The sequence below is a fragment of the Pseudomonas putida W15Oct28 genome (assembly GCF_000708715.2).
Classification (GTDB): Bacteria; Pseudomonadota; Gammaproteobacteria; order Pseudomonadales; family Pseudomonadaceae; genus Aquipseudomonas; species Aquipseudomonas putida_R.
In genome coordinates this window covers 62660-89224 of record NZ_JENB01000003.1, presented here as the reverse complement: position 1 = coordinate 89224, position 26565 = coordinate 62660, and the positions used below count along the sequence as shown (strand labels likewise).

Below are 26565 nucleotides of genomic sequence, written 5' to 3'. Positions count from 1 at the left end.
GGACGCTACAGCTTAAGGCAGTGGGTGGCATCGGCTTTGCCGGTGTTCGCGGCGGTTCGACGCCTCGATGAACCCGCTTCCACAGGGAATGTGCCAGCCGTGCATCCAATACCTTGCAGGATATTTCATTCCAGCGAAGCGGTGAACTATCGCGTCGTGAAGGGGCTCCTTTGCTAAGCGCACCCTGCGCTCACCTGATGGCGCAAGCCCATCAGCCCCCTGGGTCACTGAATGAAAAGGAGGCACTGTGACCGCTACTGACCAAACCCTCTACCGCTGTACGCCCAGCCCGCTGCACGCCCTGCTGCTGGCGGGCAGTGTGCCGTTATTCCTTGGCGCATTGCTGAGCGACATCGCCTACTTCAACAGCTACCAGATCCAGTGGAGCAACTTCGCGGCCTGGCTGATCGCCGGTGCCTTGGTGTTCTGCGGGCTGGCGCTGTTGTTCGCGCTGGCCAACCTGGTCCGCGCCGAACGCAAGGGCGGGCGCGCCACGCTGTACTTTGTGCTGCTGCTGGTGACCTGGGTACTTGGGCTGATCAATGCGTTCGAGCACGCCAAGGATGCCTGGGCGGTGATGCCGTCGGGGCTGGTGCTCTCGGTAATCGTGACTTTGCTCGCGGTGGTGGCTGCCTGGACCGGCTTGAGCAACCTGCGTTCGGGAGGTGCGGCATGAAGACTTTGCATGCATTGAGCCTGTTGAGCATGGCGCTGATGCTGGGTGCCTGCGGTGGCGACGGCGAAGCAACCCAGGCCCATGGCCCGGACCCGAAGTTGCCCGCGCCGCAGCGCGGGTTGCTGCCTAGCATGAAGATTGCCCAGCCGATTGCGTGGGGCGAGCAGAAGCCGACCGTGCCGGAGGGCTTCAGCGTCACGGCCATTGCCACTGACCTGAAGATTCCGCGGCAGAGCCTGGTGCTGCCCAATGGCGACATTCTGGTGGCCGAGGGCAGGGGCGGCAGCGCGGCCAAGCTCAAGCCCAAGGATGTGATCGCCAGCCAGATCAAGGCCAAGGGCAATACGCAGGTCAAGGGTGGCAACCGCCTGACCTTGTTGCGCGATGCCGACGGCGATGGCACCTACGAGGTGCAGACCGTGTTCGCGGAAAACCTCAATGCACCGTATGGGTTGGCCTATGCCGACGGCAAGCTGTATGTGGCCAACCAGGATGCGCTGGTGCGCTTCGACTACAAGGAAGGCCAGACCCAGGCCGACGGCCCGCCCTCCAAGGTCACCGACCTGCCGGCCGAGATCAACCACCACTGGACCAAGGCGCTGACGATCAGCCCGGATGGTCGTTACCTGTATGTGGGGATAGGCTCGAACAGCAACATCACCGAGCGCGGCCTGGAGGTGGAGATCGATCGGGCGATGGTCTGGCAGGTCGATGCCGAAACCGGCGCGCACCGGCCCTACGCCACCGGCTTGCGCAACCCGACGGCATTGACCATTCAACCGCAGACCGGGCAGTTGTGGACGGTGGTCAACGAGCGGGATGAACTGGGCCCCGACCTGGTGCCCGACTACCTCACTTCGGTGCGTGAAGGTGGCTTCTATGGTTGGCCTTACAGCTACTGGGGGCAGAATGTAGATGATCGGGTGCGGCCGCAAAACCCGAACAAGGTCGCTGCAGCGATCAAACCGGACTACAGCCTGGGCTCGCATGTGGCTGCATTGGGTGTCGACTTCTCGATCCCGGCCATGGGCAAGGGCTTTGCCGACGGGGTGTTCGTGGGCGAGCACGGCAGCTGGAACCGGCCTGATCCGGTTGGCTACAAGGTGATTTTCGTGCCGTTCAGCAATGGCCGGCCGGCAGGCGAGCCAATCGACTTTGCCACGGGCTTTCGCGGTGAGGATGGCAAGACCCGTGGGCGCCCGGTGGGGGTGACCGTGGACCCGCGTGGGGCGTTGATCATTGCCGATGACCTGGCCAATACGGTGTGGCGGGTGACGCGTAATCGCTGAATGACTACCTGTAAAGCTTGCCCTGTCTCCCCGCGCACTTTGGGGCTGCTGCGCAGCCCATCGCCGGCAAGCCGGGCTCCCACAGGTACGGCGCAAACCTCAAGCCTCATGCTGTCCCTGTGGGAGCCCGGCTTGCCGGCGATGGGCCGCAAAGCGGCCCCAATTGCTGGCTGACAGGCATTGCACAAAGATCAGAAGCGGTAGTTGAAGCTGGCTTCCAGCGTACGCGGTGCCCCCGGGGTAATCAGGTCCACCGAGCCGTGCGCAGACGCATAGTAGTCGCGGTCGAACACGTTCTTCAGGCGCAGCGCGGCATCCCACTGCGGCACGCTGTACAGCAGTGCGGCGTCGAAGGTGGTGTAGCCCGGCATCACCACCACGTTGTCGAGCGCGGTGTAGCGTTCGTCTACGTAGTTGGCACCGGCGGCCACGCGCCACTCCGGGGTCAGGGTACGTACCAGCCAGACGTTGGCGCTGTTACGCGGCGTCAGGGTCGGGGTCTGGCCTTCGTTGGCCACGCCGTTGGTCTTGCTGTTGGACTTGGTGATCTCCGCATCCAGGTAGGCGTAGCCGGCATAGACCTGCCACTTGTCCGTGAGCTGACCGCTCACGGTGGCCTCGAAGCCGTCGGTGCGTTGTTCGCCGGCCAGCACGGTCAGGTTGGGGTTGGCCGGGTCGGCAGTCTTCATGTTGGTGCGTTCCAGCCGGAAAACCGCTGCGGTCAGCGACAGGCGGCTGTCGAGCAGGTCCCACTTGGCGCCGATTTCGTAGTTGGTGGTTTCTTCCGGCTCCAGGTGCTGGTTGGTCGGGCTGACCGCGAACACCTCACCCGAAGGCTGGTAGCTGCGGCTGACCGATACGTAGTAGGACTGGATGGCGTCTGGCTGGTAGACAAGGCCGGCGCGTGGGCTCCAGGTCTTGTCGGTACGGTCGAGGTCGACGTTCTGCACGCGGTCGTCGTCGTACTCCTGGCCGAAGATGTCATAACGCACGCCCACCAGGGCCTTCCAGTGCTCGTTCAGCTCGATCATGTCCTGCAGGTACAGGCCGGTGGTCTGCTGGAAGTTGGTGCCCTTGGACGACAGGTTGGCGGCATCGTCGGGTACCGGCACCAGGGCGTCGCGGTAAACCGGCACCTGGGCCACGTTGTTCTGGCTCAGCACGCGCTGGTACTTGTCCTGAAAGCCCACCTCAACGCCATACAGCAGGTTGTGCTGCATGCCGGCCAGTTGCGCCTGTTGCTTGAGCTCGGTCTGGTTGAACACGCCGTACTCGTCGCGGGCCACGTTGCCGCGGTTGAGCTTGATCAGCAGTTCGCCGTCGGGCGCGGTGACGAAGCGCGTCGGGCTGCTGTCGGCCAGGGTGTTGTTGCGGTCCAGGTCGTAGCGGTAGTAGCGGCTGGTGTTGGTCAGGGTAAAGCTGTCGTTGATGCGGTAGTCCAGGCTTGCGGTCAGCGAGAACACTTCGCTGCGGGCGTAGTCCTGGTCGGCATCGCCAGAGCCGAAGCGCTTGTCGCGGTCCACGTCCACCGGCCGGTTGCCCAGCGCCGGGATGCCGAAGTCGATCAGGCGCTTGTCGTACAGGTAGGTGGCGCCCAGGTTCAGCTCCAGGTCGTCGGACAGGCGGAAGTAGGCCGACGGCGCAATGGCCTTGCGGTCGATGTAGCCATCGTCGCGGAAGGTGTCGCTGTCTTCGAAGGCGCCGGTCACGCGGTAGGCTTGGTTACCTTGCGGGTCGGCCCAGCCGGTGTCGAACTGGGTACGGCGCTTGCCCTCGCTGTCGAAGTTCATGCCGACTTCACGCTTGGGCGTGAAACTTGGCTTCTTGCTGATGCTGTTGATCAGGCCGCCGGAAGAACCGCGGCCATACAGCACGGCAGCCGGGCCCTTGATGACTTCGACGCGCTCGATGTTCGACAAGTCGCGGAAGTACAGGGCGTCGTCGCGCACCCCGTCGATGTACATGTCACCAATGGCGCTGAAGCCGCGAATGGTCACCTGGTCGCGCTGGCCGTCACCGTTGGACAGGCCGATGCCGGGCACGTTCTTCAGCACGTCTTCCATGGATTGCGCGCCCTGGTCCTTGATCACGCTTTCAGGCACGACGTTGACGGTTTGCGGGATATCGCGCAGCGGCGCGTCAATCTTCATGGCGCTGCGGCTTTCGCTGGCCTTGTAGCTTTGTTGCTCGTAGGCGCTGGTAACGGCAGTGGCGGGCAGGGCAAGGCTGCCCTGTGGTTCGGTTGGAACGGCCGCTTGAACAACAGGCACAACCAGCAGGCCCAGCATGGAAATGGATGCTGGTGCAACAGACCTTTTTGCCATTACAGGTGACTCTTTGTTGTTTTGGAAGGTCACGAATAGTAATGATTTGTAAATGTAAATCAAGTGTAAAGAATTCGCATTTGCTATTACAAGGGTGAGATTGGCGAGATAGAGACGAAATGCGTCGCAAAGGACGAGGCCGGCAAGGCGGTGGGCAGCGGCTATGCTTGTGGGCGCGTGAACATTTCGCGCTCCTATCCGGTCTTGATCACATGGAAGCAGGCCTATGAACCCGATTCGCTCTCTCGCTCGTGCTGTTGCCCTGGCCACGCTGGCATCCGCTGCCAGCTTCACGGTGCAGGCTGCCGATATCCCGATTGCCAGCGAGGCGCTTGAAAGCCACGTCACCACACAGGTTACAGCCATCGATCTGGCCAACCGCCAGGTCACGGTGAAAGGCCCCGATGACAAGAAGGATGTGACGTTCCAGCTCACGGAAAAGGCCAAGGCCCTGCCTAACCTCAAGGTGGGTGACCAGGTGGACATATACGTGACGCGTGCCGTGGCCTATGTGCTCAACACCGATGTGGGCGGGGCGCCCAAGGCCAGCGAGGAGTCCGGCACCATTCGCGCCACTGCGCAAAACCCAAACCCGGGCGGCGAGGCATTCCGCCAGGTCCGGGTCACCTCGCAGATCAAGAAGGTCGACCTCAAGAAGCATGAAGTGAGCCTGCTGCCACCGGAGGGCAAGTTGCAGGTGGTCAAGGTCGAAAACCCGGACTTGCAGGCCCGCATGAAGAATCTCAAGGTCGGCCAGACGGTCGATGCGATCTTTACCGAAGTGCTGCGCGTCGAAACGTCGCGCTGAGGATTCACTGAGACAGGCTACGGTTGCCCGCATGAATCCGTCGTGATGCTCCGCATGACGACGGATGCTGTACGCCAACCGAGCACGCCAAAATGCTCATCCTGGGCAAATCGCAACCGCTGCGTATATGCGCGGGACGAATAGTGTCCGTGCATGTTTTCGATTTCCATCAATGCAGAGAATTCCGGATCATTGCCTGAACGTTTTTCAGCAATGAGGAGCTGCCATGTTCAGTAAAACCCTGTGCCTTCTGGTGCTTCCCTTTGCCTTGGCGTTGCTTGCCGGGGCGGTGCTGCCGTTCCAGGCTGCAGGTAATGCCGCCGTTGGCCGTGCCCTGGGGCATTGGTTGTGGGGGGCATTCACGTCGTTGACGGTGAGTTCGCTGGTGGTAATCGCCGCACTGCTGATTCTCAGGGTGCCCGTACCAGACCTGGGCAAGGCCCTGCAGGGGCCCTGGTGGCTCTGGATTGGCGGTGTGCTGGGGGCGATGTATGTGGCTGGGGCTGCAGCGCTTACGCCCAAACTCGGCGCGGCGGGATTTCTGGTGTTGGTAGTGGCAGGGCAGATCATCACGGCAGTGCTTGCCGACCACTTCGGGGTGATGGGGCTGGGAGGCAAGCCGCTGAGCCTGGCCAGGGTGGCAGGCGTAGTGCTGATCCTGTGTGGCGTGCTGTTGGTGCAAGGCACCTGGTCGACGGCGCCAGCGACCAGTGCAATCACCGCTGTGAAACAGCCAGAAGGCTGATCAGCGCCCCGGCTGGCTGCAGGCCCACACGGTTTCGCGCAGCCAGCGGTGCCCGGGGTCGCTGTCCTTGCGGCTGTGCCAGGCCTGCTGGTAATCGAACGAGGGAATGGCCAGTGGCGGCGTGAACTGGCGCAGTGTCTTGTGCTGGCGCAAGGAGCCCACTGCGCGGCTGGCCACCGTCAGGATCAGGTCGGTGCCGGCGAGTACCTCTACTGCCGCGCTCCAGTGCGGCAAGGCCAAGGCAATACGGCGGCGCAGGCCCAATGCTGCCAGCGCGCGCTCTATTTCATCGAAGGCATCCGGGCGCATGGCCATCAACACGTGCGGGCGTGCCAGCCAGTCTTCCAGGCTAAGGTCGCCGCTGGCTGGCAACACCTGGCGATCGGCAACACTGATGAAATGGTCGGCAAACAGGGGCTGGGCGGTGATGTCCTGAGGCAGTTCGGGGAACAGGCCCAGTGCCAGGTCCAGTTCGCCATCGAGCAGTTGCGCCAGCATGGTTTCGCGGCTGGCCTGGCTGATAGCCAGGTCCACACCGGGTGCTACCTGGCGCAGGTGGCGCAGCAGGGGCGGCAGGATGATGCGCGAGGAGTAGTCGGACAGCGACAGCCGGAAGCGGCGCTGGGCTTTGGCTGGCTCGAACTGCGGGGTCGCCAGCAGGCCGTTGAGATTGCTGAGGGCATCCTGTAGCGGTTTTACCAGCGACTGGGCCCGGGAGGTGAGGGCCATGCCGCCGCCTTGGCGTACCAGCAAGGGGTCGTCAAAGTGTTTGCGCAGTTGCGCTAATGCGTGGCTGACCGCGGGTTGGCTGCGGTGCAGACGCAGGGCGGCACGGGTCACGTGCTTTTCGCTGAGCAGGGCATGCAGGGCGAGTAGCAGGTTGAGGTCGATCTTGCGCAGTTCATCCATGGGGTGAATGGCCTTGGTGGTTTTTAACCGTTTTGATCAGCTTAACAAATCACCTCGCCTCAGCGGCTATTCCCTGTGGGAGCGGCCTTGTGTCGCGAAAGGGCTGCAGAGCAGCCCCCCGATTTTGGCATCTACGCGACTATCAGGGGCCGCTTTGCGGCCCTTTCGCGACACAAGGCCGCTCCCACATGGATACAGCACTTTCTGGAGTTATACTTCCCGTCCGTTTTACTGTTATCCGAGTACTCCGATGGGTTTTTCCGCAACTGCCACACCCGAACCGCGTCGCCTGGGCGCCCCTTTGATTGCCTTGGCCTTGCTGTTGGCTGGCGCCTGGTTCCTCAACCTGAATGCCGGCTTCAAGCAGGTATTGCTGCTGCTGATCGGCGCAGCGCTTGGCCTGACCCTGTACCACGCCGCCTTTGGCTTCACCTCGGCGTGGCGGGTGTTCATCAACGAGCGCCGTGGCGCGGGCTTGCGTGCCCAGATGGTCATGCTGGCCCTGGCGGTGCTGCTGTTCTTCCCGGCATTGTCAGCTGGCAGCCTGTTCGGCAACCCGGTCACCGGCCTGGTGGCTCCGGCGGGGGTTTCGGTCGTGTTCGGTGCGTTCATCTTCGGCATCGGCATGCAGCTGGGCGGCGGTTGCGCTTCGGGCACGCTGTTCACCGTTGGCGGTGGCAATGCGCGCATGCTGGTGACCCTGCTGTTCTTCATCATCGGTTCGGTGACCGCCACCCATCATGCCGACTGGTGGTTTGCCTTGCCGTCGTTCCCGGCCACCTCGATCGTGCAGGCCTGGGGTGTGGGGCCGGCGCTGTTGGTAAGCCTTGCAGTGTTCGGGCTGATCGCCTGGGCCACCGTGGTGCTGGAAAAACGCCGGCACGGCGCGCTGGAAGCGCCAGTTGCCAGCGAACACCAGGGCCTGCGTCGCTTCCTGCGCGGCCGGTGGCCGTTGCTGTGGGGCGCCATCGCCCTGGCACTGCTCAACTACGCGACCCTGGCGCTGGCGGGGCGGCCGTGGGGCATTACTTCGGCCTTCGCCTTGTGGGGGGCCAAAACCCTCAACGGCCTGGGCGTGGATGTCGGCAGCTGGGTGTTCTGGCAGGCGCCGGCCAATGCCAAGGCTTTGGCCTCGCCGTTGTGGCAAGACATCACCACGGTGATGGACCTGGGCATCGTGCTGGGTGCGCTGCTGGCGGCCGGCCTTGCCGGGCGTTTTGCGCCAAGCCTGAAAATCCCGCTGCCGTCGCTGGTTGCCGCAGTCATCGGTGGCCTGCTGTTGGGCTACGGTTCGCGCCTGGCCTATGGCTGCAACATCGGCGCCTACTTCAGTGGCATTGCCTCAGGCAGCGTGCATGGCTGGCTGTGGTTGGTGGCGGCTTATGCCGGTAACCTGATCGGCGTGCGCCTGCGCCCGTTGTTTTTCGCCGGTGAGCGGCGCCCTGCGGTGCTGACGGGCTGCTGAGGCACCGAGTGAATTGCTGCAAGGGGTGCAGAAATCATCTGCACCCCGCCTGATTGTTCAACTTTTCCTACCTGATTAGCCTGACTCGAACACCCACCCAGCAGGATTCGAACATGGCTATCCGTATCACTCTCAACAGTACCGGCAGCGCCGACGTCATGCAGCCTGAACTGGTATCAGCGCAAACTCCAGGGCCCGGTCAGGCCTGGCTGGAGCAGACAGCCATGGGCGTGAATCCGCTGGACCTGTTGCAGCGCAAGGGCGGTGCGCCCCTGGCCTTGCCTTCCGGCCTGGGGCTGGAAGGCGCAGGCAGGGTCATTGCTGTCGGGGATGCAGTGCACAACGTGCAGGTGGGGGACCGGGTCGCTTATGCCATGGGGCCGGTCGGTGCCTATGCCAGCGGCCGGTTGTTCCCGGCCGAGCGGCTGGTCAAGCTGCCGCCGCAGTTGGAGGACGAGGCCGCCGCAGCGGTGCTGTTCAAAGGCATCACGGCGCAGTACTTGCTGAAAACCACCTACGCTGTGGGCCCGGGTACCCAGGTGCTGCTGTACGGTGCTGCCGGCGCCTTGGGCCAGCTGATGGCGCCTTGGGCGCGACATCTCGGGGCGACGGTGATTGGCGTGGTATCACGCCCGCAAGGTGTGGCCAGGGCCCAGGCCGCGGGCTGTCACCATGTGCTGGTGTTCGACGCGGCAACGTTGGCCAGCGAAGTGCGCAAGCTGACCCAGGGGCAGGGCGTGGACGTGGCCTATGACTGTGTCGGCAAGGTGTCGCTGCAGGCTTCGCTGGACAGCCTGCGGGTGCGCGGCCTGCTGGTGTCGTTCGGGGGCACATCCGGTGCGCCGGCGGCGATCGAAGTGGCCACACTCAATGCCAAGGGCTCGCTGTACGTGACCCGCCCTTCGCTGGCGGCACATACTCGCACGGTCGAGGAGTACCAGCAGCGCGCAGCCGACGTGCTGGCAGCCGTCGCCGAGGGTATCATCCAGCCTCGGGTCTGGCGTCGCTACCCGCTGGCCGAAGTGGCCAGGGCCCATGAGGACCTGGAGCAAGGGCGGTCGGAAGGCGCGCTGGTCCTGACTGCCTGATGCCCACCCCCTGACCCCACTGCCGAGCTTTGCCATGGATGCCTTCGACAGCCGCCGCGCCGATGAACTTGCCAGCTTGCTGGCCTTGCACGAGCAAGGCTCGTTTGCCGCTGCCGGGCGGCAACTGGAGCGCCACCCCACGGTGTTGTCGAAGCGCCTGAGTGCACTGGAGGCACGCCTGGGTATTCGCCTGGTGGAGCGCAGCACGCGGCAGTTGCGCTTTACCGATGAGGGCGAGCGGCTGGTGGCCAAAGTACGCGAGGCCAACCGACTGATTGCTGAAGCGGAGCAGGAGGCTGCCGAAGGTGCGGCAACCGTGCGCGGGCGTTTGCGCCTGGCGTTACCTGCGGCGATGGGGCGGCGCTGGTTGAGCGGGATGTTGGCCGACTTTGTGCTGGCCTACCCGCAGGTGACGGTGGAGGTCGAGTATGCCGACCGTTTCGTCGACCTGATCGGCGAGGGGTTCGATACCGCCATTCGTATCGGTGAACTGGCAGACAACCGTCTGGTGGCCAGCAAGCTGTGCGACCACGTGCGTATCCTCTGTGCGTCGCCCCTGTACCTCGCTCAACAGGGCGTACCCGCAATACCGGAAGATTTGTCTAGCCATAACTGCTTGGGTTTCAGTGGCTTACGTTCATTTCCTGAATGGCGACTGATGAATGCCGAGCAGCAGATAAGCGTCAAGGTAGCCGGTAGCCTACGCAGCAATGACAACGAAGCGCTGCTGGAGGCGGCCCGGCGCGGTGTGGGGATTCTGGCCGGGGGCGACTGGCTGATGGGCGAGGACCTGGCCAGCGGCCGCCTGGTGCGCGTGCTGCCACAATGGCAGCTCGACGTGGCGGCGGGTATTTATCTGGTGCGCCCGACAGCACGGCTGAACACAGCGGCCATGGGTGCCTTCAAGGCCTGGCTGGAAGACCGCTTCAGGGCTGGCGCCCCATGGCGGACACGGTCTTTGTAGGAGCAGCCTTGTGCTGCGAAGAGGCCGGCAGCACCGGCCTCATCGCAGCACAAGGCTGCTCCTACAGGGCTTTATGTTTGTCTAATAAGCTATTGATAAATAGGTAATTAACGTTTTGCCACGGCATGCTGAACACACTGCTCATAGTAAGTCTGCTTGATCGCTGCAGGCTTGAGCCGCGAGCGGCTGTTGTAGGTCTGCTCGGTAATGCCGAAAGCGGTCATGCGCATCCACGGTTTGGGGAATTTGCGTACCTGCAGCTTCTTGCGCGTGGCGTACAGGGTCACCCCGGAAAGCTTGGCCTGCTGGGCCTCGGCGGCTATCTGCGCACCCCAGCCGCAGGTGTGGCGATCATTCTGGCTCAGCGCCCGGGCCTGGGCGCCGAAAGCCAGCGTGGCCAGCATACAACCGGCCATCGTTGCTAGAAATACTCGCATGTTGCTGTCCTAAGCATCTGAAAGAGAACGGAGTTTGCCTTCGCTTTCCGATGCCGGGGGCCAGCAATTTGCCGTCAGACCACGGCCATGCGCAGCGGGCTGGCGGCTGGCCTGCGCAGGCTCGCCCAAGCCAGACCGGCAACCCAGATGACCGACACACCATAGTTCAGGCGTTGATACAGGCCGAATAGCTGGCCGTTTTGCGCTGCCTGGCCCATCAGCGCGACGGTAACGATCGCCAGCACCACGCAGGCCAGGGAGAACAGCGCAAAGGCCCGCGAGCTGGCAATGCGACTGCCCAGCCACGCCCACAGGGCACTGGCCAGGGTCAGCGAGAGGAACATCAGCAGGCCGGACAGGTTATGCAGTTGCTGTGAGGTGGACGGCTGCGCCGGTGCGCAACCTTGGTCACACGCGAACCAGCCGGTGCCCAGGCTGCCGACACCATGCAGCAACACCAGGGCCGCACTCAGCATTGCCAGCTTCGAATCACGCCAGCGCCGGGCCAGGCCCCAGGCAAACAGCGCGAACAGGGCGGCGAGTGGGAAGTTGTTTACCAGTGGCGACCAGCTGTGGGTTGGCGCGCCTACGGCGCCGAGCTGGCTCATGGCCTGTTGCAGGTGGTCATAGCCTGGGTAGGCCTGGGCGGTGAGCCAGATACCTGCCAGCAACCACAGGGGTATCAGCAGGCCGCTGGCAAGCAATAGGCGGTCGAGGGATTTCATGCGGCATTTTCCTTCCATGGATGAGTGAGCGCAAAGGCGCACAGTACAGGCTCGCGCGGGCTCTGAGCCAGCGCTTGGAACGGCTTTTTCATGGGCGAGGCTTGCAAGAGGGAGCAATAAATACCGCACCGGGTGTATGTGATCGTACAACTGCTTGCGCTATGATGAGCGCTGTCTTTCTAGGTGAAATACAGGGCAATGACAGAGCAACAGGTACAGGCAAGGACCCGGCGCAAGCCGCGCAGTCTGGCCCAGGAACTGGTCACAGTGCTGACCGAACGCATTCGCAGTGGCCAGCTCAAGCGTGGCGACAAGCTGCCGACCGAATCGCAGATCATGGTCGAAGAGGGCGTCAGCCGCACCGTGGTGCGTGAGGCGATCTCGCGGCTGCAGGCCGCCGGGCAGGTCGAGACCCGCCATGGCATCGGCACGTTCGTGCTCGACGCGCCGGCGTCGGGGGGCTTTCGCATCGACCCGGCGACTGTGGTCACCCTGCGTGAAGTGCTGGCGGTGCTGGAGTTGCGTATTGCCCTGGAGATCGAGTCGGCGGGCCTGGCCGCGCAGCGGCGCAGCGATGAAGAGCTGGCGGGCATGCGTGCGGCGCTGGACGAACTCAACGAAGGGGCGGCCCATGCCAATGATGCGGTGTCGGCGGACTTCCAGTTCCACCTGCGCATTGCCCAGGCCAGCGGCAATCATTACTTCGCCGATATCATCAACCACCTGGGCACCAGCATCATCCCGCGCACCCGGGTGAATTCGGCGCGGCTGGCCCGTGATGACCAGGCGCATTACATGAGCCGGTTGATGCATGAGCACGAGGCGATTTATGAAGCAATCGCCCGGGGTGACAGCGAAGGGGCAAAGATGGCCATGCGCATGCACCTGAGCAATAGCCGGGAGCGCTTGCGTCAGGTACATGAAGAGGCTGAGGCGCAAGGGGTCTGAGGCCCTTGTGACCTATACCGGCCTATTCGCGGGCTCGCCCGCTCCCACAGAGAGCGCACAAGTCTTGAATCTTGCGCAGTACCTGTGGGAGCGGGTTTATCGAGGCGTCGAACCGCCGCGAAGAGGCCGGTACAGGCAAAGAAAAGCCCCGCCATGTGCGGGGCTTTCTTGTTTCAGGCCATCAGTCAGACCGCCTTGTCACTCCACTGCCCATTCACCAGTCGGCGTAAGCCAAGCGGGTTGCCGTCACGTAGCGCCTCAGGCAGCAGGGCCTGCGGGTAGTTCTGGTAGCACACCGGCCGCAGGAAGCGGTCGATGGCCAAGGTGCCGACCGAAGTACCGCGGGCGTCCGAGGTCGCAGGGTAAGGCCCGCCGTGGACCATGGCATCACACACTTCGACACCGGTCGGGTAGCCATTGATCAGGATGCGCCCGACCTTCTCCTCCAGCAACGGCACCAGCCAGGCGTAGGCCTCGAAATCTTCCGCTTCGCCAATCAGGGTAGCGGTCAGTTGGCCACGCAGGCCTAGCAGGGCGGCGCGCAGCTGTTCGTTGTCCTGCGCTTCTACGGCCACGGTGGTGGGGCCGAACACTTCTTCTTGCAGCAGCGGGTCAGACTCGACCAGCAGGCGGGCATCGGCCTTGAACAGCTGGGCGCGGGCCTGGCTGCCTGCCTGCGCCTGGCCGGCCAGGTGCTCGATACCGGCATGGGCATGCAGGTGCTCAAGGCCGCCGACGTAGCTGCGCAGGCCACCTGCGTTGAGCATGGTTTGCCCGGCCTGCTGGTCCAGGTGCTGGCCAAGGTCGGCCAGAAGCTGGCTGTATTGTGGCGATTGCAGGCCGATCACCAACCCCGGGTTGGTGCAGAACTGCCCGGCGCCCATGCACACCGAGCCGGCCAGTTCACGGGCGATGGCCTCGCCACGTTTGGCCAGGGCGGCTGGCAGGATGATCACCGGGTTGATGCTGGACATCTCGGCGAACACTGGGATCGGCTGCGGGCGCTCGGCAGCCATGCGGCACAGGGCGTCGCCGCCTTTGAGCGAGCCGGTGAAGCCCACGGCCTGGATGGCCGGGTGCTTGACCAGCCATTCGCCCACACCACCACCGAACACCATGTTGAACACGCCCTTGGGCATGCCGGTGCGCTCGGCGGCGCGCACGATTGCGCAACCCACCAGGTCGGCGGTGGCCATGTGGCCGCTGTGCGCCTTGAACACCACCGGGCAACCGGCGGCCAGTGCAGCAGCGGTGTCGCCACCGGCGGTAGAGAAGGCCAGCGGGAAGTTGCTGGCACCGAACACGGCGACCGGGCCGACGCCAATGCGCATCTGGCGCAGGTCCACGCGGGGCAGCGGCTGGCGCTCGGGCAAGGCCAGGTCGATACGGGCACCGAGGAAATCACCACGGCGCAGTACTTGGGCGAACAGGCGCATCTGGCCGCTGGTGCGGCCACGCTCGCCTTGAATGCGGGCAGCGGGCAGGGCGGTCTCGCGGCAGACGATAGCGACGAAGGCGTCGTCCAGCTCGTCCAGTTCGGCAGCAATGGCGTCGAGGAATTCGGCGCGGCGGGCCGGGGCCAGTTGGCGGAATTCGGCGAAGGCGGCAGCGGCGGCCTTGGCGGCCTGGTCTACTTCGGCTTCGCTGGCTTGAGCGAAGCTGTAGGGCAGGGCTTCGCCAGTGCTGGCGTCCAGGCTCTGCAGGCGCTGTGGGCCAGCGGCGCTGCGCTGGCCGGCGATGAAGTTGTGGCCGAGGATTTCAGGCATGGGGTGCTCCTGTTGACTAACGGGTGAATTGGACTGTGGGAGCGGGCGTGCCCGCGAAGCAGGCAACCCGGTCTATGGCACCGGCTTTGCCGGGGTTCGCGGGCATGCCCGCTCCCACAGAGAAGGTGGCCAGTTCGAAGGTCGAGCAAGCCCTTGGCATCAGGTAATCGGTGCCGGGTTGAACAGGGTGATGTCGTTGTGCAGGCGGTGCTGCTCGGCCCAGGTCTGCTTGCGGCCGCTGGCTACGTCCAGGTAGTAGTGGAACAGTTCCCAGCCCAGTTCTTCGATGGTCGAGCGGCCTGTGGCGATGCGCCCGGCGTCGATATCGATCAGGTCGGGCCAACGCTGGGCCAGTTCGGTGCGCGTGCACACCTTGACCACCGGCGCCATGGCCAGCCCGTAGGGCGTGCCTCGGCCGGTGGTGAACACATGCAGGTTCATGCCGGCGGCCAGTTGCAAGGTGCCGCAGACGAAGTCGCTGGCCGGGGTGGCGCAGAAGATCAGGCCCTTGCGCGTTACCCGCTCGCCTGGGCCGAGCACGCCCTGGATGGCGCCGCTGCCGGACTTGACGATCGACCCCAGCGACTTCTCGACGATATTGGACAGGCCACCTTTCTTGTTGCCCGGCGTCGTGTTGGCGCTGCGGTCGGCGGCGCCTTGCTGCAGGTAGCGGTCGTACCAGTCCATTTCGCGTATCAAGGCGCCGGCGACCTCCTGGTTTTCGGCGCGTGAGGTCAGCATGTAGATGGCGTCACGCACCTCGGTCACTTCCGAAAACAGCACGGTGGCGCCGGCGCGTACCAGCAAGTCGGCTGCGTAGCCCAGCGCCGGGTTGGCGGTGATGCCCGAGAACGCATCGCTGCCGCCGCACTGCATGCCAAGGATCAACTCGCTGGCCGGTACGGTTTCGCGGCGGCGCTGGTCGAGCTTCTTCAGGCGGGTTTCGGCCAGTTCCATGATCTGTTCGATCATTTCCACAAAGCCCAGGCTGGCGTCCTGCAGGCGGTACAGCCATGGGTCGCTGAGGTCTACTGAAGGGTCGTTGTCGTGCATCACCTGGCCGGCTTGCAGCTTTTCACAGCCGAGGCTGATGACCAGCGCCTCGCCACCCAGGTTGGGGTTGCGCGCCAGGTTGCGCACGGTGCGGATCGGGATGTAGGCGTCGCGCGCGTTGATGGCCACGCCGCAGCCGTAGCTGTGGGTGATGGCTACCACGTCATCGACGTTGGGGTATTTGGGCAGCAGTTCGCTGCGAATGCGCTTGACCGCATGCTCCAGCACGCCGGTCACACACTGCACGGTGGTGGTGATACCGAGGATGTTGCGGGTGCCGACGGTGCCGTCGGCGTTGCGGTAGCCTTCGAACGTGAAGCCTTCGAGCGGCGGCAGCGGTTGTGGGACGGCGTCGCAGCGCGGCAGGCTGTCCAGCTCAGGGGCGGCCGGCATGGCCAGCTGGCTTTCCTGCACCCAGCTGCCTTGGCGCAGGTCTTCCAGCGCGTAGCCGATGATTTGCCCGTAGCGGCGCACGGGCTCGCCCTGGGCGATGGCAACGGTGGCCACTTTGTGGCTTTGTGGTACGCCTTCGACCAGGGTCAGGCCGTCGGCAAAGCGGGCGCCTTCGCCCAGGCCGCCGTCGTTGACCACTACCACGACGTTGTCGTCGTCATGCAGGCGGACGTAGCGGGGCGAGTCGGAATGTTCGATCAACTGCATGTTTGGGCCCTACTTGTCAGGTTCTCAGGCTTTTTTGTACATCCGCCCGCACCGGTTACTCCGGCGCGGGCGTGTTCATTCAGTGACGCGAGCTGGCCAGTTCGCCGTTGGCGGCGGGCTCAGCCTGTGGCTTTGGGGCATCTTCGCGCAGCTCGATACGCTTGATCGGGCCGACGATCACCAGGTAGCTGAACACCGCTACCAGGGCGTTGGCACCCACGTACACCAGCGCCCACTTGAACGAGCCGGTGGCGCTGATGATGTAGCCGATCACGATCGGGGTGGTGATCGAGGCGATGTTGCCGAAGGTGTTGAACAGGCCACCGGACAGCCCGGCGATCTGTTTCGGCGAGGTGTCTGCCACCACCGCCCAGCCCAGCGCGCCAATGCCCTTGCCGAAGAATGCCAGGGTCATGAAGCCAACCACCATCCACTCGGCGTCGACGTAGTTGCAGAACACCATGGTGGTCGACAGCAGCAGGCCGCACACGATCGGCAGTTTGCGCGAGAAGGTCAGCGAGTTGCCACGACGCAGCAGCCAGTCGGAGATCACGCCACCCAGCACGCCACCAATAAAGCCGCAGACCGCCGGCAGCGAGGCGATGAAGCCGGCCTTGAGGATGGTCATGCCACGTTCCTGCACCAGGTACACAGGGAACCAGGTGAGGAAGAAGTAGGTGATGGCGTTGATGCAGTACTGGCCCAGGTACACGCCCAGCAGCATGCGGCTGGTCAGCAGTTGCTTGATGTAGCCCCATTTCGGGCCGTCGTTGCCGCGCTTCTGGTCCATGTCTACCAGGCCGCCGTTCTGCTCGATGTGTTCGAGCTCGCTTTGGCTGATGCGTGGGTGTTGGCGCGGGTTGTGGATGGTCTTCAGCCACACCATCGAGAACACGATGCCCAGTGCACCCATGACCACGAACACGTGTTCCCAGCCGAAGCTGAACACGATCCAGCCCATGATCGGGGCGAACAGCGCCGTGGCAAAGTACTGCGCGGAGTTGAAGATGGCTGAGGCAGTACCGCGTTCCTGGGTCGGGAACCAGGCGGCAACAATGCGCGCGTTGCCCGGGAACGACGGGGCTTCGGCGAAACCGACCAGAAAGCGCAGCGCGAAGAGGGTGACGACGGCCCAGGCAATCGGCAGGCCACCGACAAAGCCCTGCAACAGGGTGAACAGCGACCAGGTGAAGATGCTGAAGGCGTAGACGTTCTTGGAACCGAAGCGATCGAGCAGCCAGCCACCAGGAATCTGGCCAGCCACGTAAGCCCATCCAAAGGCGGAGAAGATATAACCGAGGGTAACGGCGTCAATGCCGAGGTCTTTCTGCAGGCTGGAACCTGCGATTGCGATGGTAGCGCGGTCGGCATAGTTGATCGTGGTCACCAGGAACAGCATGAACAGGATCAGGTAGCGCACATGCGTCTTCTTAGTCGCTTGCATGCTGGCAATACTCCCACTAGTTATTTTTGTGCGGGCTCACGAATTGTAACCGGAGCGGGGCTGGCCCACTCCGGGCGCGGCACTTGGCAGGCCGCGGGCGACGCTTACTGCGGGCCCATCTTGTCCATCAGCGCGGCGAGCATCTCGTACTCTTCTGCGGTGAGGTCGGTCAGCGGCGTACGCACCGGGCCTGCGTCGTAACCGGCAATCCTGGCACCGGCCTTGACGATGCTCACGGCGTAGCCGGCCTTGCGGTTGCGGATGTCCAGGTACGGCAGGAAGAAATCGTCGATCAGTTTGGCCACGGCCGCGTGGTCGTCACGGGCGACGGCGTTGTAGAAGTCCATGGCGGTCTTGGGCACGAAGTTGAACACCGCGGAGGAGTAAACCGGCACGCCCAGGGCCTTGTAGGCGGCAGCATACACTTCGGCGGTCGGCAGGCCACCCAGGTAGCTGAAACGGTCGCCCAGGCGACGACGGATCGACACCATCAGCTCGATATCACCCAGGCCATCCTTGTAGCCGATCAGGTTCGGGCAGCGCTCGGCCAGTTTTTCCAGCAGGTCGGCATTCAGGCGGCAGACGTTGCGGTTGTACACCACCACGCCGATCTTCACCGATTTGCACACTGCTTCGACGTGGGCGGCGACGCCGTCCTGGCTGGCTTCGGTCAGGTAATGCGGCAGCAGCAGCAGGCCCTTGGCGCCCAGGCGCTCGGCTTCCTGTGCGTACTCGATGGCCTGGCGGGTGGAACCACCAACGCCCGCGAGGATAGGTACCGAGGTAGCGCAGGTGTCGACGGCGGTCTTGATTACCTGGCTGTATTCGCTGGCGGCCAGGGAGAAGAACTCACCGGTGCCGCCGGCGGCGAACAAGGCGCTGGCGCCGTACGGGGCCAGCCATTCCAGGCGTTTGATGTAGCCAGCCGGGTTGAAGTCGCCCTGGGCATTGAAGTCGGTGACCGGGAAAGACAGCAGGCCGTGGGAGAGGATGGATTTAAGTTCTTGTGGATTCATTGTTGTAGGCATCCTGTGGCGCTTGGGTGAAGGGTGTTGTTTTGCGTTGGAGGTAAGTTATCGTACAACCGGTGCGATGACTAGTCCTTGCTTGAGATTTTTTTGTAGGGGGGGTGGGACAGAGGTGTTGTTATCTGTACCGGCCTCTTCGCGGGCGCGCCCGCTCCCACAGGTACCCTAATACCTGCAAAAGTTGTGGAGATCTCTGTGGGAGCGGGCGTGCCCGCGAAGAGGCAGGTACAGGCGAAAAAATAACGGAAGGAAAAGACACCGATGGCAGCCTACCTGCAATCAGTCATCGTATCTCTTGGCGGGGAGGGGAAAAAAACGATCGCGGAGACAGGCACAAGGCCGCCGCCCGATTCCACGGGAAGTGTTCTGGGACCAGCAGAGGGTGACCGGGGAAACGGGGGCGGCCTTGCGCCGCCCCGCGATCAAAGCAGAGGAAACTGAAAGTCAGGCAGCGTGCTGGCGCTTGATCTGCGCCTTGCGTACCTGGGCACGGCAAGCATCGCCGAAGGCCTGGAACATCTTGATCGAATCTGGGTTCTTCGCAGCTTGCCACTCCGGGTGCCACTGCACCGCGAACAGGAACGGCGAAATGCTCGGGGCGTGAATGGCCTCGACCAGGCCGTCTTCGGCCAGGGCGATGGCTTCGATGCCGGCGCCGAGCGTGCGCAGGCCTTGGCCATGCAGCGAGTTGACGCGAATCTCGTCGGTACCCAGGGTGTCACGCAGCCAGCTGCCCGGCTTGATCTTCACCCCATGTACCTGGGCGTACTGCACTTCAACCGGGTCTTCCGGGTTTTCCCGGTGGTCGTTGAAGCCAGGCTCGGCGTACACCTTCTGGTAGATGTCGCCACCCAGGGCCACGTTGATTTCCTGCATGCCACGGCAGATGCCGAAGATCGGCAGACCACGCTTGATCGCCGCTTTCACCAGCGGGATGTCGAACAGGTCGCGGTTCTGGTCCTGGCCCTTGCCTGGGGTTTCATTCTCCTGGCCGTACAGGGCCGGGTCGATGTTGCTGCCGGCGCCGGTCAGGTACACGCCGTCGGCCATGTCCAGATAGGTGTCGAGGTCTTCAGTGCCGCAGCAAGTGGGCACCAGCACCGGGACGCAATCAGAGAACTCGACCAGCGGGGTGATGTATTTGTGGGTCATGACCTGATAGTCATGGCCTTTGCGCTCTTGGCTGCCCATGGTCATCAGGACGACGGGTTTGCGCAGGGAAGGTTGCTTGTTGCCAATGTTGCTGTTGGACATATGTCACCTTGGGACAGGTTCAGCCTGTCGTTGTTGTGCAGGTGCACGGCGCGGGGCCCTGAGTGCAGCCTGAAGCTCCGAGCACTGCCGGCTCGTCAGAGGCGACGATTCCGGTCGGGGCATGTAGATAGCTTGCCAGAGCCGTTCGATATGTCAAACGACGGAAGAGGGCTTTAACGCGGGGAATGCACCGGTTTTTGGGGGCTGAAACCGATGCGGGCCTGTGGCGGCGTGGGTTTGGCGGGGGTGTCGGTCAATAATATTTAACGATGCAGTTGGGTCTTTGCAGCGGTGCAATGAAGGCCACGCCCCATTGCCCATTTCTTCGGCTGACACGGAACCTGTAGGAGCGGCCTCGTGTCGCGAAAGGGCCGCAAAGCGGCCCCGGCGATATCGGCAGCGAAGCTGATATCCGGGGCCGCTTTGCGGCCCTTTCGCGACACGAGGCCGCTCCTACACAATTGCGCGCCAGCCCATCCGGCCCATTCAGTGCAGTATCTGCGCCAGGAACGCCTTGGCGCGCTCGGTACGCGGCTGGTTGAAGAACACCTGCGGCGGGCTGTCTTCGATGATGTGCCCACCCTCAAGGAACAGCACCCGCTCGGCCACTTGCCGGGCAAAGCCCATTTCATGGGTGACGCAGAGCATGGTCATGCCGGTGCCGGCCAGCTTTACCAGCACATCCAGCACCTCGGCGACCATTTCCGGGTCCAGTGCCGAGGTGGGCTCGTCAAACAGCATGATCCGCGGTTTCATGCACAGTGCCCGGGCAATCGCCACGCGCTGCTGCTGGCCACCGGACAGCTGGCTGGGGTACTTGTGCGCCTGGCTTTCGATACCCACCTTGCTCAGGTACATGCGCGCCCGCTCTTCGGCGTCCTTGCGCGACAGCCCGCGTACGCTGATGGGGGCCAGCAGGCAGTTGTCGAGCACGCTCATGTGCGGGAACAGGTTGAAATGCTGGAACACCATGCCGATGTCGCTGCGCACCTGCGCCGCTTCACGGGTGGTGGCCGCCAGGTCGATGCCATCCACCTGGATGTTGCCCTGCTGGGCCACTTCCAGGCGATTGATACAGCGGATCAGGGTCGACTTGCCCGAGCCGGACGGCCCACACAGCACGATGCGTTCGCCTTCGCGCACCTGCAGGTCGATGTTGTGCAGCACCTGGAAAGCGCCGTAGTGCTTGTTCAGGCCTTCGATGCGGATCAGCACCGGACGTGGGTCGGGCTCGGGGGCAAGGCTTGCAAGGCTCATTGGTGCGGTCATGTTGTTTTTCTCCCGCGTGGGTTCAGTCGAAACGAGTCGCGCTGTAGGGCGCGGGGTCGGTGAAAGGGCGCTCGCCGGTGATCAGCTCGGCCACCAGCCGGCCGCTGACCGGGCCCAAGGTTAGGCCGTGGTGGGCGTGGCCAAAGTTGAACCACAGCCCCGGGTGTCGCGATGCGGGGCCGATGACCGGGCGCATGTCGGGCAGGCACGGGCGGCGGCCCAGCCAAGGGGTGTCGTCCAGGCGCTCGCCCAAGGCGGGGAACAGCTTGCGCGCCAGGGCCTCGCAGCGGCCCAGCTGGATCTGGTTACCCGGCGCGCTGCTGGCGTCGAACTCGATGCCGGTGGTCAGGCGCACGCCGCGCGCCATTGGCGCCAGTACGTAGCCACCCTGGGTGTCGCAGATTGAATGCTCAAGCGTCGCGCCGTCACGGGTGCTGTAGTGCATGTGGTAGCCGCGTTTGATCGCCAGCGGAATCTGGTAGCCCAGGCCGCTGAACAGGTCGGCCGATTGCGGGCCGAGGCAGGCCACCACCTCGTCTGCGGTAATCGGACCACGGCGGGTCTCTACCCGCCATTTACCGTTGGCCTGGCGCAGGCTGCGCGCATCACCATGCACGAACTGCCCGCCGCGCTGCTGGAACAGCGCCGCATAGCCGCGGGTGAGGGCGCCGGGGTTGTTCACGGTCTTGGGGTCGAGCCAGTGGATGCCGCCGACCACGGTGGCGTCCAGCTGATGCTCGCGGGCCTGCAGCTGCCCGCATTCGAGGATTTCAAATTGCAGGCCATAACGGCTCAGGCCCTTGGCGTCGGCCTTGGCCTGTTCGAACAGCGCCGGGTCGCGGAACACTTCGATCCAGCCTTTGGCCTGCACCAGCCCTTGCAGGCCGGCAGCTTCGATCAACGCGTCGTGTTCTTCGACGCAGCGCTGCACCAGCGGCAGCATGTCGGCGGCGGCCCCGGCCAGGCGCCCCGGCGCCGACTGGCGCCAGTAGCGCCACAGCCAAGGCGCGGCCTTGGGCAGGTGGGCCAGGCTGTAGCGCACGTCGGGCTGGCGGTTCAGGCCGTAGCGCAACAATGCGCCCAACTGCCGGGGGAAGGCGTAGGGGATGACGCTGGAGCGCTCGATCAGCCCGGCGTTGCCGTGGCTGGTGCCGCTACCGGGTTCGTCGCGGTCGATCAGGACGACCTGGCGCCCGCGGGCCTGCAAGTGCAGGGCGGTGCTGACGCCGACGATGCCGGCGCCGAGGACAAGGGTCTGGCAATGCATGGAACGTATCCTTCGGTCAGTTCAGGTGGCGGCCCAGGCGGCCTTCCAGGTGTTTCAGCAGGCGCCGCACCACTTCGACGATCACCAGGTAGAGCACGGCGGCCCACAGGTAGATCTGGAAGTCGAAACTGCGCGAGAAGGCCAGTTTGGTCACGCCCATCAGGTCGTAGATGGTCACCAGCGAGGCAATCGCGCTGGCCTTGATCATCAGGATCAGTTCGTTGCCCAGCGGGCCGATGGCCACCAGCAACGACTGCGGCAGAATCACTTTGAAAAAGGTAGTCGAACGCTTCAGGTTCAGCGCCCGCGCCGCTTCATGCTGCCCCGGCGCGACCGCCATCAGGCTGCCGCGGAAGATCTCCGCCTGGTAGGCAGCGGTGTTCAGGGTGAAGGCCAGCAAGGTGCAGAACCACGCCTCGCGGAAAAACCACCACAAGCCGACGTCCTGCCAGAAGCCCTTGAGCGAACCCAGGCCGTAATACAGCAGGAACAGCTGGGCCAGCAGCGGCGAGCCACGGAAGAAGTACACGTAGCCGGCAGCCAGGCGTTGCAGCAGCAGGCTGCGCGACATGCGCGCCAGGGCCAGCAATAAGCCGAGCACGGCGCCCAGGGTGAAGGAAATGGCCACCAGTTTGGCGGTTACCAGCAGCCCGTCGAGAAAGCGCGGGCCGTAGCGTTCCAGCAGGTCGGGGTCGACCACCAGAGCCAGCAGTTGTTCGAAGCTCATGCCCGTGCTCCTAGCAGGTGGCGATTACTGCGCCGTTCGATAAAGGCGAACACGCGCCCGGAAAGCGCTGCGAACAACAGGTAACCCACGCAGGCGACGCCATAGAAGAACATCGGTTCCTTGGTCACGCTGACGGCCAGGTTGGTCTGGCGCATCAGGTCGACCAGCGAAATGGTCGACACCAGCGAGGTGTCCTTTAGCAGCGACAGCCAGTTGTTCGACAGGCCGGGCAGGGCGATGCGGGTAAGTTGTGGCAGCAGCACCTTGAAGAAGGCGGTGCGCTTGCTCAGGCCCAATGCCGAGCAGGCCTCCAGCTGGCCCTTGGGCAGGGTCTTGAAGGCCGCCAGCCAGATCTCGCTGGAGAACGCGGCGAACACCAGGCTGAAGGCGATCATCGCGGCGAGGAAGGTGTTGATCAGGAATTCACCCTGATAGCCCATGGCCGCGAGGATTTTCTGCGCGGCGATCTGGCAGCCGTAATAGATGATCAGCAGTGTCAGCAGTTCGGGCAGGCCGCGGAACACCGTGGAGAAGGTGGTGGCCCAGGCCCGTGGCAGGCGCTTGCGCGAGCGCGCCGCCAGGGCGACCACCAGGCCCAGCGGCAGGCCGATGGGCAGGCAGGCCAGAGCCAGTGAAACGGTAACCAGGGCGCCGGCCAGCAGCGCCTGGCCCCAGCCTCCGCTGGCGAAGGACAGCAAGGACAATTGATCGAGCATGACGAACCTCTTGGGCAGGTTATGCGGCCTTTGTGGGAGCGGCCTTGCGTCGCGAAAGGGCTGCGTAGCGGCCCCAGAATTTATGCAACTTGCAGAGATTGCCGGGGCCGCTAGGCGGCCCTATCGCGACGCGAGGCCGCTCCCACAGGGGTTTCGCAAAACTTCCTGAAGATCAGTTGTAGATATCGAAAGCAAAATACTTGCTGGCGATCTTCTGGTACGTGCCGTTGGCCACGATCTGTTGCAACGCGGTGTTCAGGCGCTGGCGCAGGGCTTCGTCGTCCTTGCGCACGGCAATGGACGCATCGGCCTTGGTATCAGCCACGTCGCCGAGGATCTTGCAGCAATCCCCACCGTTCTTGGTCATCCACTCATGCAGCGGGAATTTATCGGCAATGACCCCGTCCAGGCGCCCGGCGGCCAGGTCGGCGTTGGCTTCGTCCATGGTCGGGTACAGCTTCACATCGGCACCGGCCTTGCCATACACGTCTTCGGCGTAGATAGCCTGGGTGGACGACGACTGGGCACCAACGGTGTAGCCGACGAAGTCGGTCTGGGCGCTGTCGATCTTGCTGTCCTTGGCGACGGCAACGGTCAGCGGGGTGCGGTAGTAGTGGTCGGTGAAGGCAATTTTCTTGCGCCGTTCTTCGGTGTTGATCATCGACGCGACGACGGCGTCGTACTTGCGCGCCATCAGGGCGGGGATGATGCCTTCCCAGTCCTGGGCCACCAGCGTGCATTCGACTTTCATCTGTTCGCACAGGGCATGGGTGATGTCGATATCGAAGCCGTGCAGCTTGTTATCGGCGTCTACATAGTTGAAGGGCGGGTAGGCACCCTCGGTGGCGAAGCGCAGGGTTTCGGCACTGGCGGCACCCGTCAGCAGCAGGGCACACGCACCCACCAAGGCCATGGTCTTGTTCATCTCGCACCTCATTGCACTCTTGCTATTGTTGTTTGCCCGTCGGCCACGAGGTGTAGCCGACGAATTCGTTATGTAGAGCGGCAGTCGCTTCCAAGCGTTTTTCAACATCAGGCCCGAGTTTCTTGCAGACCTCGTTGACCATCAGGTGCACCCACGACAGCATCGTCGAGGTGGATTCCCAGAACAGATTGAACTCGGTGGGGATGCGGAACACCTCGTCGGCGTTGGCATCGGCCCAGTCACAGAAGGTGTCGGTCACCAGGGTGACCGCAATGCCCGCCTCGCGTGCCTTCTGGCACAGCAGCAGGGCGTGGCGGGAATAACGGCGCGCCTCGAACACCACCAGGGCGCTGTCTTCGGCACGCCCCAGCAGCACGTCGCCGAAGTGCCCGGCGCTGATGTCCACCAGTTGCACGCCATCGCGCAGGTACTGCAGCAGGTGGCTCATGCACACGGCGATGCCGCGTTCGGTCTGGAAACCGGCGATGAACACCCGCGGCTTGCTCGCCAGGCGTTGCGCTACGCTGTGCCAGGTCGGGCTCTGGCGGTACTCGTGCACGCGCATCAAGGCGGCGATTTCCAGCTCCAGGCTGCCGGCGTTGTCACTGGCGTCCTGGTTCTGGCGGTAATCTTGCAGGCGGTCACCCACCAGCCATGGGCCATCGCCCAGGTCGTTCTGCAGGTCTTGCTTAAGCGCCTTGAGGTGGGCATAACCGAGTGAGCGGCAGAAGCGCCCGACGCTGGATTCGCTGACGCCCAACTTGGCGGCGATGCTGGCCGAGGTCTGGAACGGCAGTTCGTGCAGGTTGGCGAGCATGTAGGTGGCGATCTTGCGACCCGAGGCAGCGGCCCCTTCGAGGCTGTTTTCCAGGCGTTGCTTGATCGGTTGGCTCATGCTGCGGCTCCAGGGGTAAGGCTTGGGAAGAAAATGAATGTTTTCTGTCATCAAGTCAACATTTGACAGATTGCTGTCACATGCCGGAAAGTTTTTGTCGTTGCAACGCTGTAGCCATTCCAATACCAACAAGGAGCTTCAGATGTCCGCACCTTCCACCAGCACCGTCGTGCGTGTGCCTTTTACCGAGCTGCAGGGCCTGTTGCAGGCCATTTTTCAGCGCCATGACTGCAGCGAGAGCGTGGCCCGGGTGCTGGCGTACAACTGCGCCAGCGCCCAGCGCGATGGGGCTCATAGCCACGGCGTGTTCCGTATGCCTGGCTACGTCTCGACCTTGGCCAGCGGTTGGGTTGATGGCCAGGCCACGCCGAAGGTCAGCGATGTGGCGGCCGGTTATGTAAGCGTTGATGCAGCGGGCGGCTTTGCCCAGCCGGCGTTGGCGGCGGCCCGTGAGTTGTTGGTAGCCAAAGCGCGCAACGCGGGTATTGCCGTGCTGGCGATCCACAACTCGCACCACTTTGCCGCGCTGTGGCCGGATGTAGAACCGTTCGCCGAAGAGGGCCTGGTGGCCCTGAGCGTGGTCAACAGCATGACCTGCGTGGTGCCGCATGGCGCGCGCAAGCCCCTGTTCGGTACCAACCCCATCGCGTTTGCTGCGCCTTGTGCCGAACACGATCCGATCGTCTTCGACATGGCCACCAGCGCCATGGCCCACGGGGACGTGCAGATTGCCGCGCGTGCCGGCCAGCACCTGCCGGAAGGCATGGGCGTGGACGCCAATGGCGAACCGACCACCGACCCCTTGGCCATTCTCGAAGGCGGCGCCTTGCTGCCGTTTGGCGGGCACAAGGGTTCGGCGTTGTCGATGATGGTCGAGTTGCTGGCGGCGGCGCTGACCGGGGGTAATTTCTCCTGGGAATTCGACTGGTCGGGCCACCCGGGGGCGAAGACACCATGGACCGGGCAGCTGATCATTGTCATCGACCCGAACAAGGCCGAAGGCGAGCGGTTTGCCCAGCGCAGCCGCGAGATGGTGGAGCAGATGCAGGCGGTGGGGCTGACGCGCATGCCGGGCGAGCGGCGTTACCGCGAGCGCGAGGTGGCCGAGGAGGAGGGCGTGGCGGTGACCGAGCAGGAGTTGCAAGGCCTGAAAGAGCTGCTCGCCTGAACCGGCCTATCGCCG

The 26565-nt window shown here is 63.8% G+C and carries 24 protein-coding genes; 9 read left to right on the top strand and 15 right to left on the bottom strand.

What is annotated here, in order from left to right; translation table 11 throughout:
* Positions 1-247: 247 nt before the first annotated feature.
* Positions 248-676: a DUF2231 domain-containing protein gene (locus AK81_RS02855; RefSeq protein ID WP_043196645.1), complete on the top strand. Its 429-nt coding sequence runs from the start codon at positions 248-250 to the stop codon at positions 674-676.
* Positions 673-1965 carry a PQQ-dependent sugar dehydrogenase gene (locus tag AK81_RS02850; RefSeq protein ID WP_043196644.1) on the top strand — a complete coding sequence of 431 codons (1293 nt, stop codon included), beginning with the start codon at positions 673-675 and terminating at the stop codon, positions 1963-1965. Before AK81_RS02855 ends, AK81_RS02850 begins: the two co-directional genes overlap by 4 nt.
* A 191-nt stretch (positions 1966-2156) precedes the next feature.
* Here AK81_RS02850 and AK81_RS02845 read toward each other — a convergent pair whose 3' ends face one another.
* A complete protein-coding gene (locus tag AK81_RS02845; RefSeq protein ID WP_050491830.1) occupies positions 2157-4289 on the bottom strand; it encodes a TonB-dependent receptor in 2133 nt (710 codons plus the stop codon).
* Between the two features lie 226 nt (positions 4290-4515).
* Here AK81_RS02845 and AK81_RS02840 point away from each other — a divergent pair, with 226 nt between their 5' ends.
* Together AK81_RS02840 and AK81_RS02835 are read left to right on the top strand one after the other, a co-directional pair.
* Positions 4516-5097: a hypothetical protein gene (locus tag AK81_RS02840; protein WP_043196642.1), complete on the top strand. Its 582-nt coding sequence runs from the start codon at positions 4516-4518 to the stop codon at positions 5095-5097.
* 226 nt (positions 5098-5323) lie between these two features.
* Positions 5324-5842: a DMT family transporter gene (locus tag AK81_RS02835; RefSeq protein WP_043196641.1), complete on the top strand. Its 519-nt coding sequence runs from the start codon at positions 5324-5326 to the stop codon at positions 5840-5842.
* On the opposite strand, the gene AK81_RS02830 is transcribed toward AK81_RS02835, so the two are convergent.
* Positions 5843-6751 (bottom strand): LysR family transcriptional regulator, encoded by a 909-nt coding sequence (locus tag AK81_RS02830; protein ID WP_043196640.1) that lies wholly within the window; start codon positions 6749-6751, stop codon positions 5843-5845.
* A 250-nt stretch (positions 6752-7001) separates the two neighbouring features.
* Between AK81_RS02830 and AK81_RS02825 the strand changes: the two genes are divergently transcribed.
* The 3 genes from AK81_RS02825 (at position 7002) to AK81_RS02815 (ending at position 10268) form a co-directional block, all read left to right on the top strand.
* Positions 7002-8216 carry a YeeE/YedE family protein gene (locus AK81_RS02825; RefSeq protein WP_043196639.1) on the top strand — a complete coding sequence of 405 codons (1215 nt, stop codon included), beginning with the start codon at positions 7002-7004 and terminating at the stop codon, positions 8214-8216.
* A 113-nt stretch (positions 8217-8329) separates the two neighbouring features.
* A complete protein-coding gene (locus AK81_RS02820; protein ID WP_043196638.1) occupies positions 8330-9304 on the top strand; it encodes a quinone oxidoreductase family protein in 975 nt (324 codons plus the stop codon).
* Between the two features lie 34 nt (positions 9305-9338).
* A complete protein-coding gene (locus AK81_RS02815) occupies positions 9339-10268 on the top strand; it encodes a LysR family transcriptional regulator (RefSeq protein ID WP_043196637.1) in 930 nt (309 codons plus the stop codon).
* Positions 10269-10375: 107 nt separating this feature from the next.
* Here the strand turns inward: AK81_RS02815 and AK81_RS02810 are convergent, their stop codons facing one another.
* Both AK81_RS02810 and AK81_RS02805 read right to left on the bottom strand, forming a co-directional pair.
* Positions 10376-10705 (bottom strand): hypothetical protein, encoded by a 330-nt coding sequence (locus AK81_RS02810; RefSeq protein WP_043196636.1) that lies wholly within the window; start codon positions 10703-10705, stop codon positions 10376-10378.
* Positions 10706-10779: 74 nt separating this feature from the next.
* Complete coding sequence (locus AK81_RS02805) at positions 10780-11430, bottom strand: DUF998 domain-containing protein (RefSeq protein ID WP_043196635.1); 651 nt, start codon at positions 11428-11430, stop codon at positions 10780-10782.
* 198 nt (positions 11431-11628) lie between these two features.
* Here AK81_RS02805 and AK81_RS02800 point away from each other — a divergent pair, with 198 nt between their 5' ends.
* Positions 11629-12378 carry a FadR/GntR family transcriptional regulator gene (locus AK81_RS02800; protein ID WP_043196634.1) on the top strand — a complete coding sequence of 250 codons (750 nt, stop codon included), beginning with the start codon at positions 11629-11631 and terminating at the stop codon, positions 12376-12378.
* Positions 12379-12563: 185 nt separating this feature from the next.
* Here the strand turns inward: AK81_RS02800 and AK81_RS02795 are convergent, their stop codons facing one another.
* The 11 genes from AK81_RS02795 to AK81_RS02745 form a co-directional block, all read right to left on the bottom strand.
* A complete protein-coding gene (locus AK81_RS02795) occupies positions 12564-14144 on the bottom strand; it encodes an aldehyde dehydrogenase (NADP(+)) (protein WP_043196633.1) in 1581 nt (526 codons plus the stop codon).
* A gap of 159 nt (positions 14145-14303) precedes the next feature.
* Positions 14304-15857, bottom strand: a complete 1554-nt coding sequence (gene garD, locus AK81_RS02790; RefSeq protein ID WP_043196632.1) for a galactarate dehydratase — start codon at positions 15855-15857, stop codon at positions 14304-14306.
* Between the two features lie 79 nt (positions 15858-15936).
* A complete protein-coding gene (locus tag AK81_RS02785; RefSeq protein WP_043196631.1) occupies positions 15937-17301 on the bottom strand; it encodes an MFS transporter in 1365 nt (454 codons plus the stop codon).
* Positions 17302-17405: 104 nt separating this feature from the next.
* On the bottom strand, positions 17406-18317 hold the full coding sequence (gene kdgD / locus AK81_RS02780) for a 5-dehydro-4-deoxyglucarate dehydratase (RefSeq protein ID WP_043196630.1): 912 nt from the start codon (positions 18315-18317) through the stop codon (positions 17406-17408).
* 456 nt (positions 18318-18773) lie between these two features.
* Complete coding sequence (locus AK81_RS02775; protein ID WP_016487465.1) at positions 18774-19583, bottom strand: gamma-glutamyl-gamma-aminobutyrate hydrolase family protein; 810 nt, start codon at positions 19581-19583, stop codon at positions 18774-18776.
* 486 nt (positions 19584-20069) lie between these two features.
* On the bottom strand, positions 20070-20852 hold the full coding sequence (locus AK81_RS02770) for an amino acid ABC transporter ATP-binding protein (RefSeq protein ID WP_043196628.1): 783 nt from the start codon (positions 20850-20852) through the stop codon (positions 20070-20072).
* A gap of 22 nt (positions 20853-20874) precedes the next feature.
* A complete protein-coding gene (locus AK81_RS02765) occupies positions 20875-22119 on the bottom strand; it encodes an NAD(P)/FAD-dependent oxidoreductase (RefSeq protein WP_043196627.1) in 1245 nt (414 codons plus the stop codon).
* 16 nt (positions 22120-22135) lie between these two features.
* Positions 22136-22846, bottom strand: coding sequence for an ABC transporter permease (locus AK81_RS02760; protein ID WP_043196625.1), 711 nt, complete (start codon positions 22844-22846; stop codon positions 22136-22138).
* On the bottom strand, positions 22843-23562 hold the full coding sequence (locus AK81_RS02755; RefSeq protein WP_043196623.1) for an ABC transporter permease: 720 nt from the start codon (positions 23560-23562) through the stop codon (positions 22843-22845). The genes AK81_RS02760 and AK81_RS02755 overlap by 4 nt, the downstream gene beginning before the upstream one ends.
* Before the next feature lie 172 nt (positions 23563-23734).
* The gene (locus AK81_RS02750) at positions 23735-24487 is read right to left on the bottom strand and encodes a transporter substrate-binding domain-containing protein (RefSeq protein WP_043196620.1); all 753 of its coding nucleotides are present in this window, start codon (positions 24485-24487) and stop codon (positions 23735-23737) included.
* Between the two features lie 22 nt (positions 24488-24509).
* Positions 24510-25382, bottom strand: a complete 873-nt coding sequence (locus AK81_RS02745; RefSeq protein WP_043196619.1) for a MurR/RpiR family transcriptional regulator — start codon at positions 25380-25382, stop codon at positions 24510-24512.
* A gap of 142 nt (positions 25383-25524) precedes the next feature.
* Between AK81_RS02745 and AK81_RS02740 the strand changes: the two genes are divergently transcribed.
* A complete protein-coding gene (locus AK81_RS02740; RefSeq protein ID WP_043196618.1) occupies positions 25525-26550 on the top strand; it encodes an Ldh family oxidoreductase in 1026 nt (341 codons plus the stop codon).
* The last annotated feature ends 15 nt before the right edge of the window (positions 26551-26565 follow it).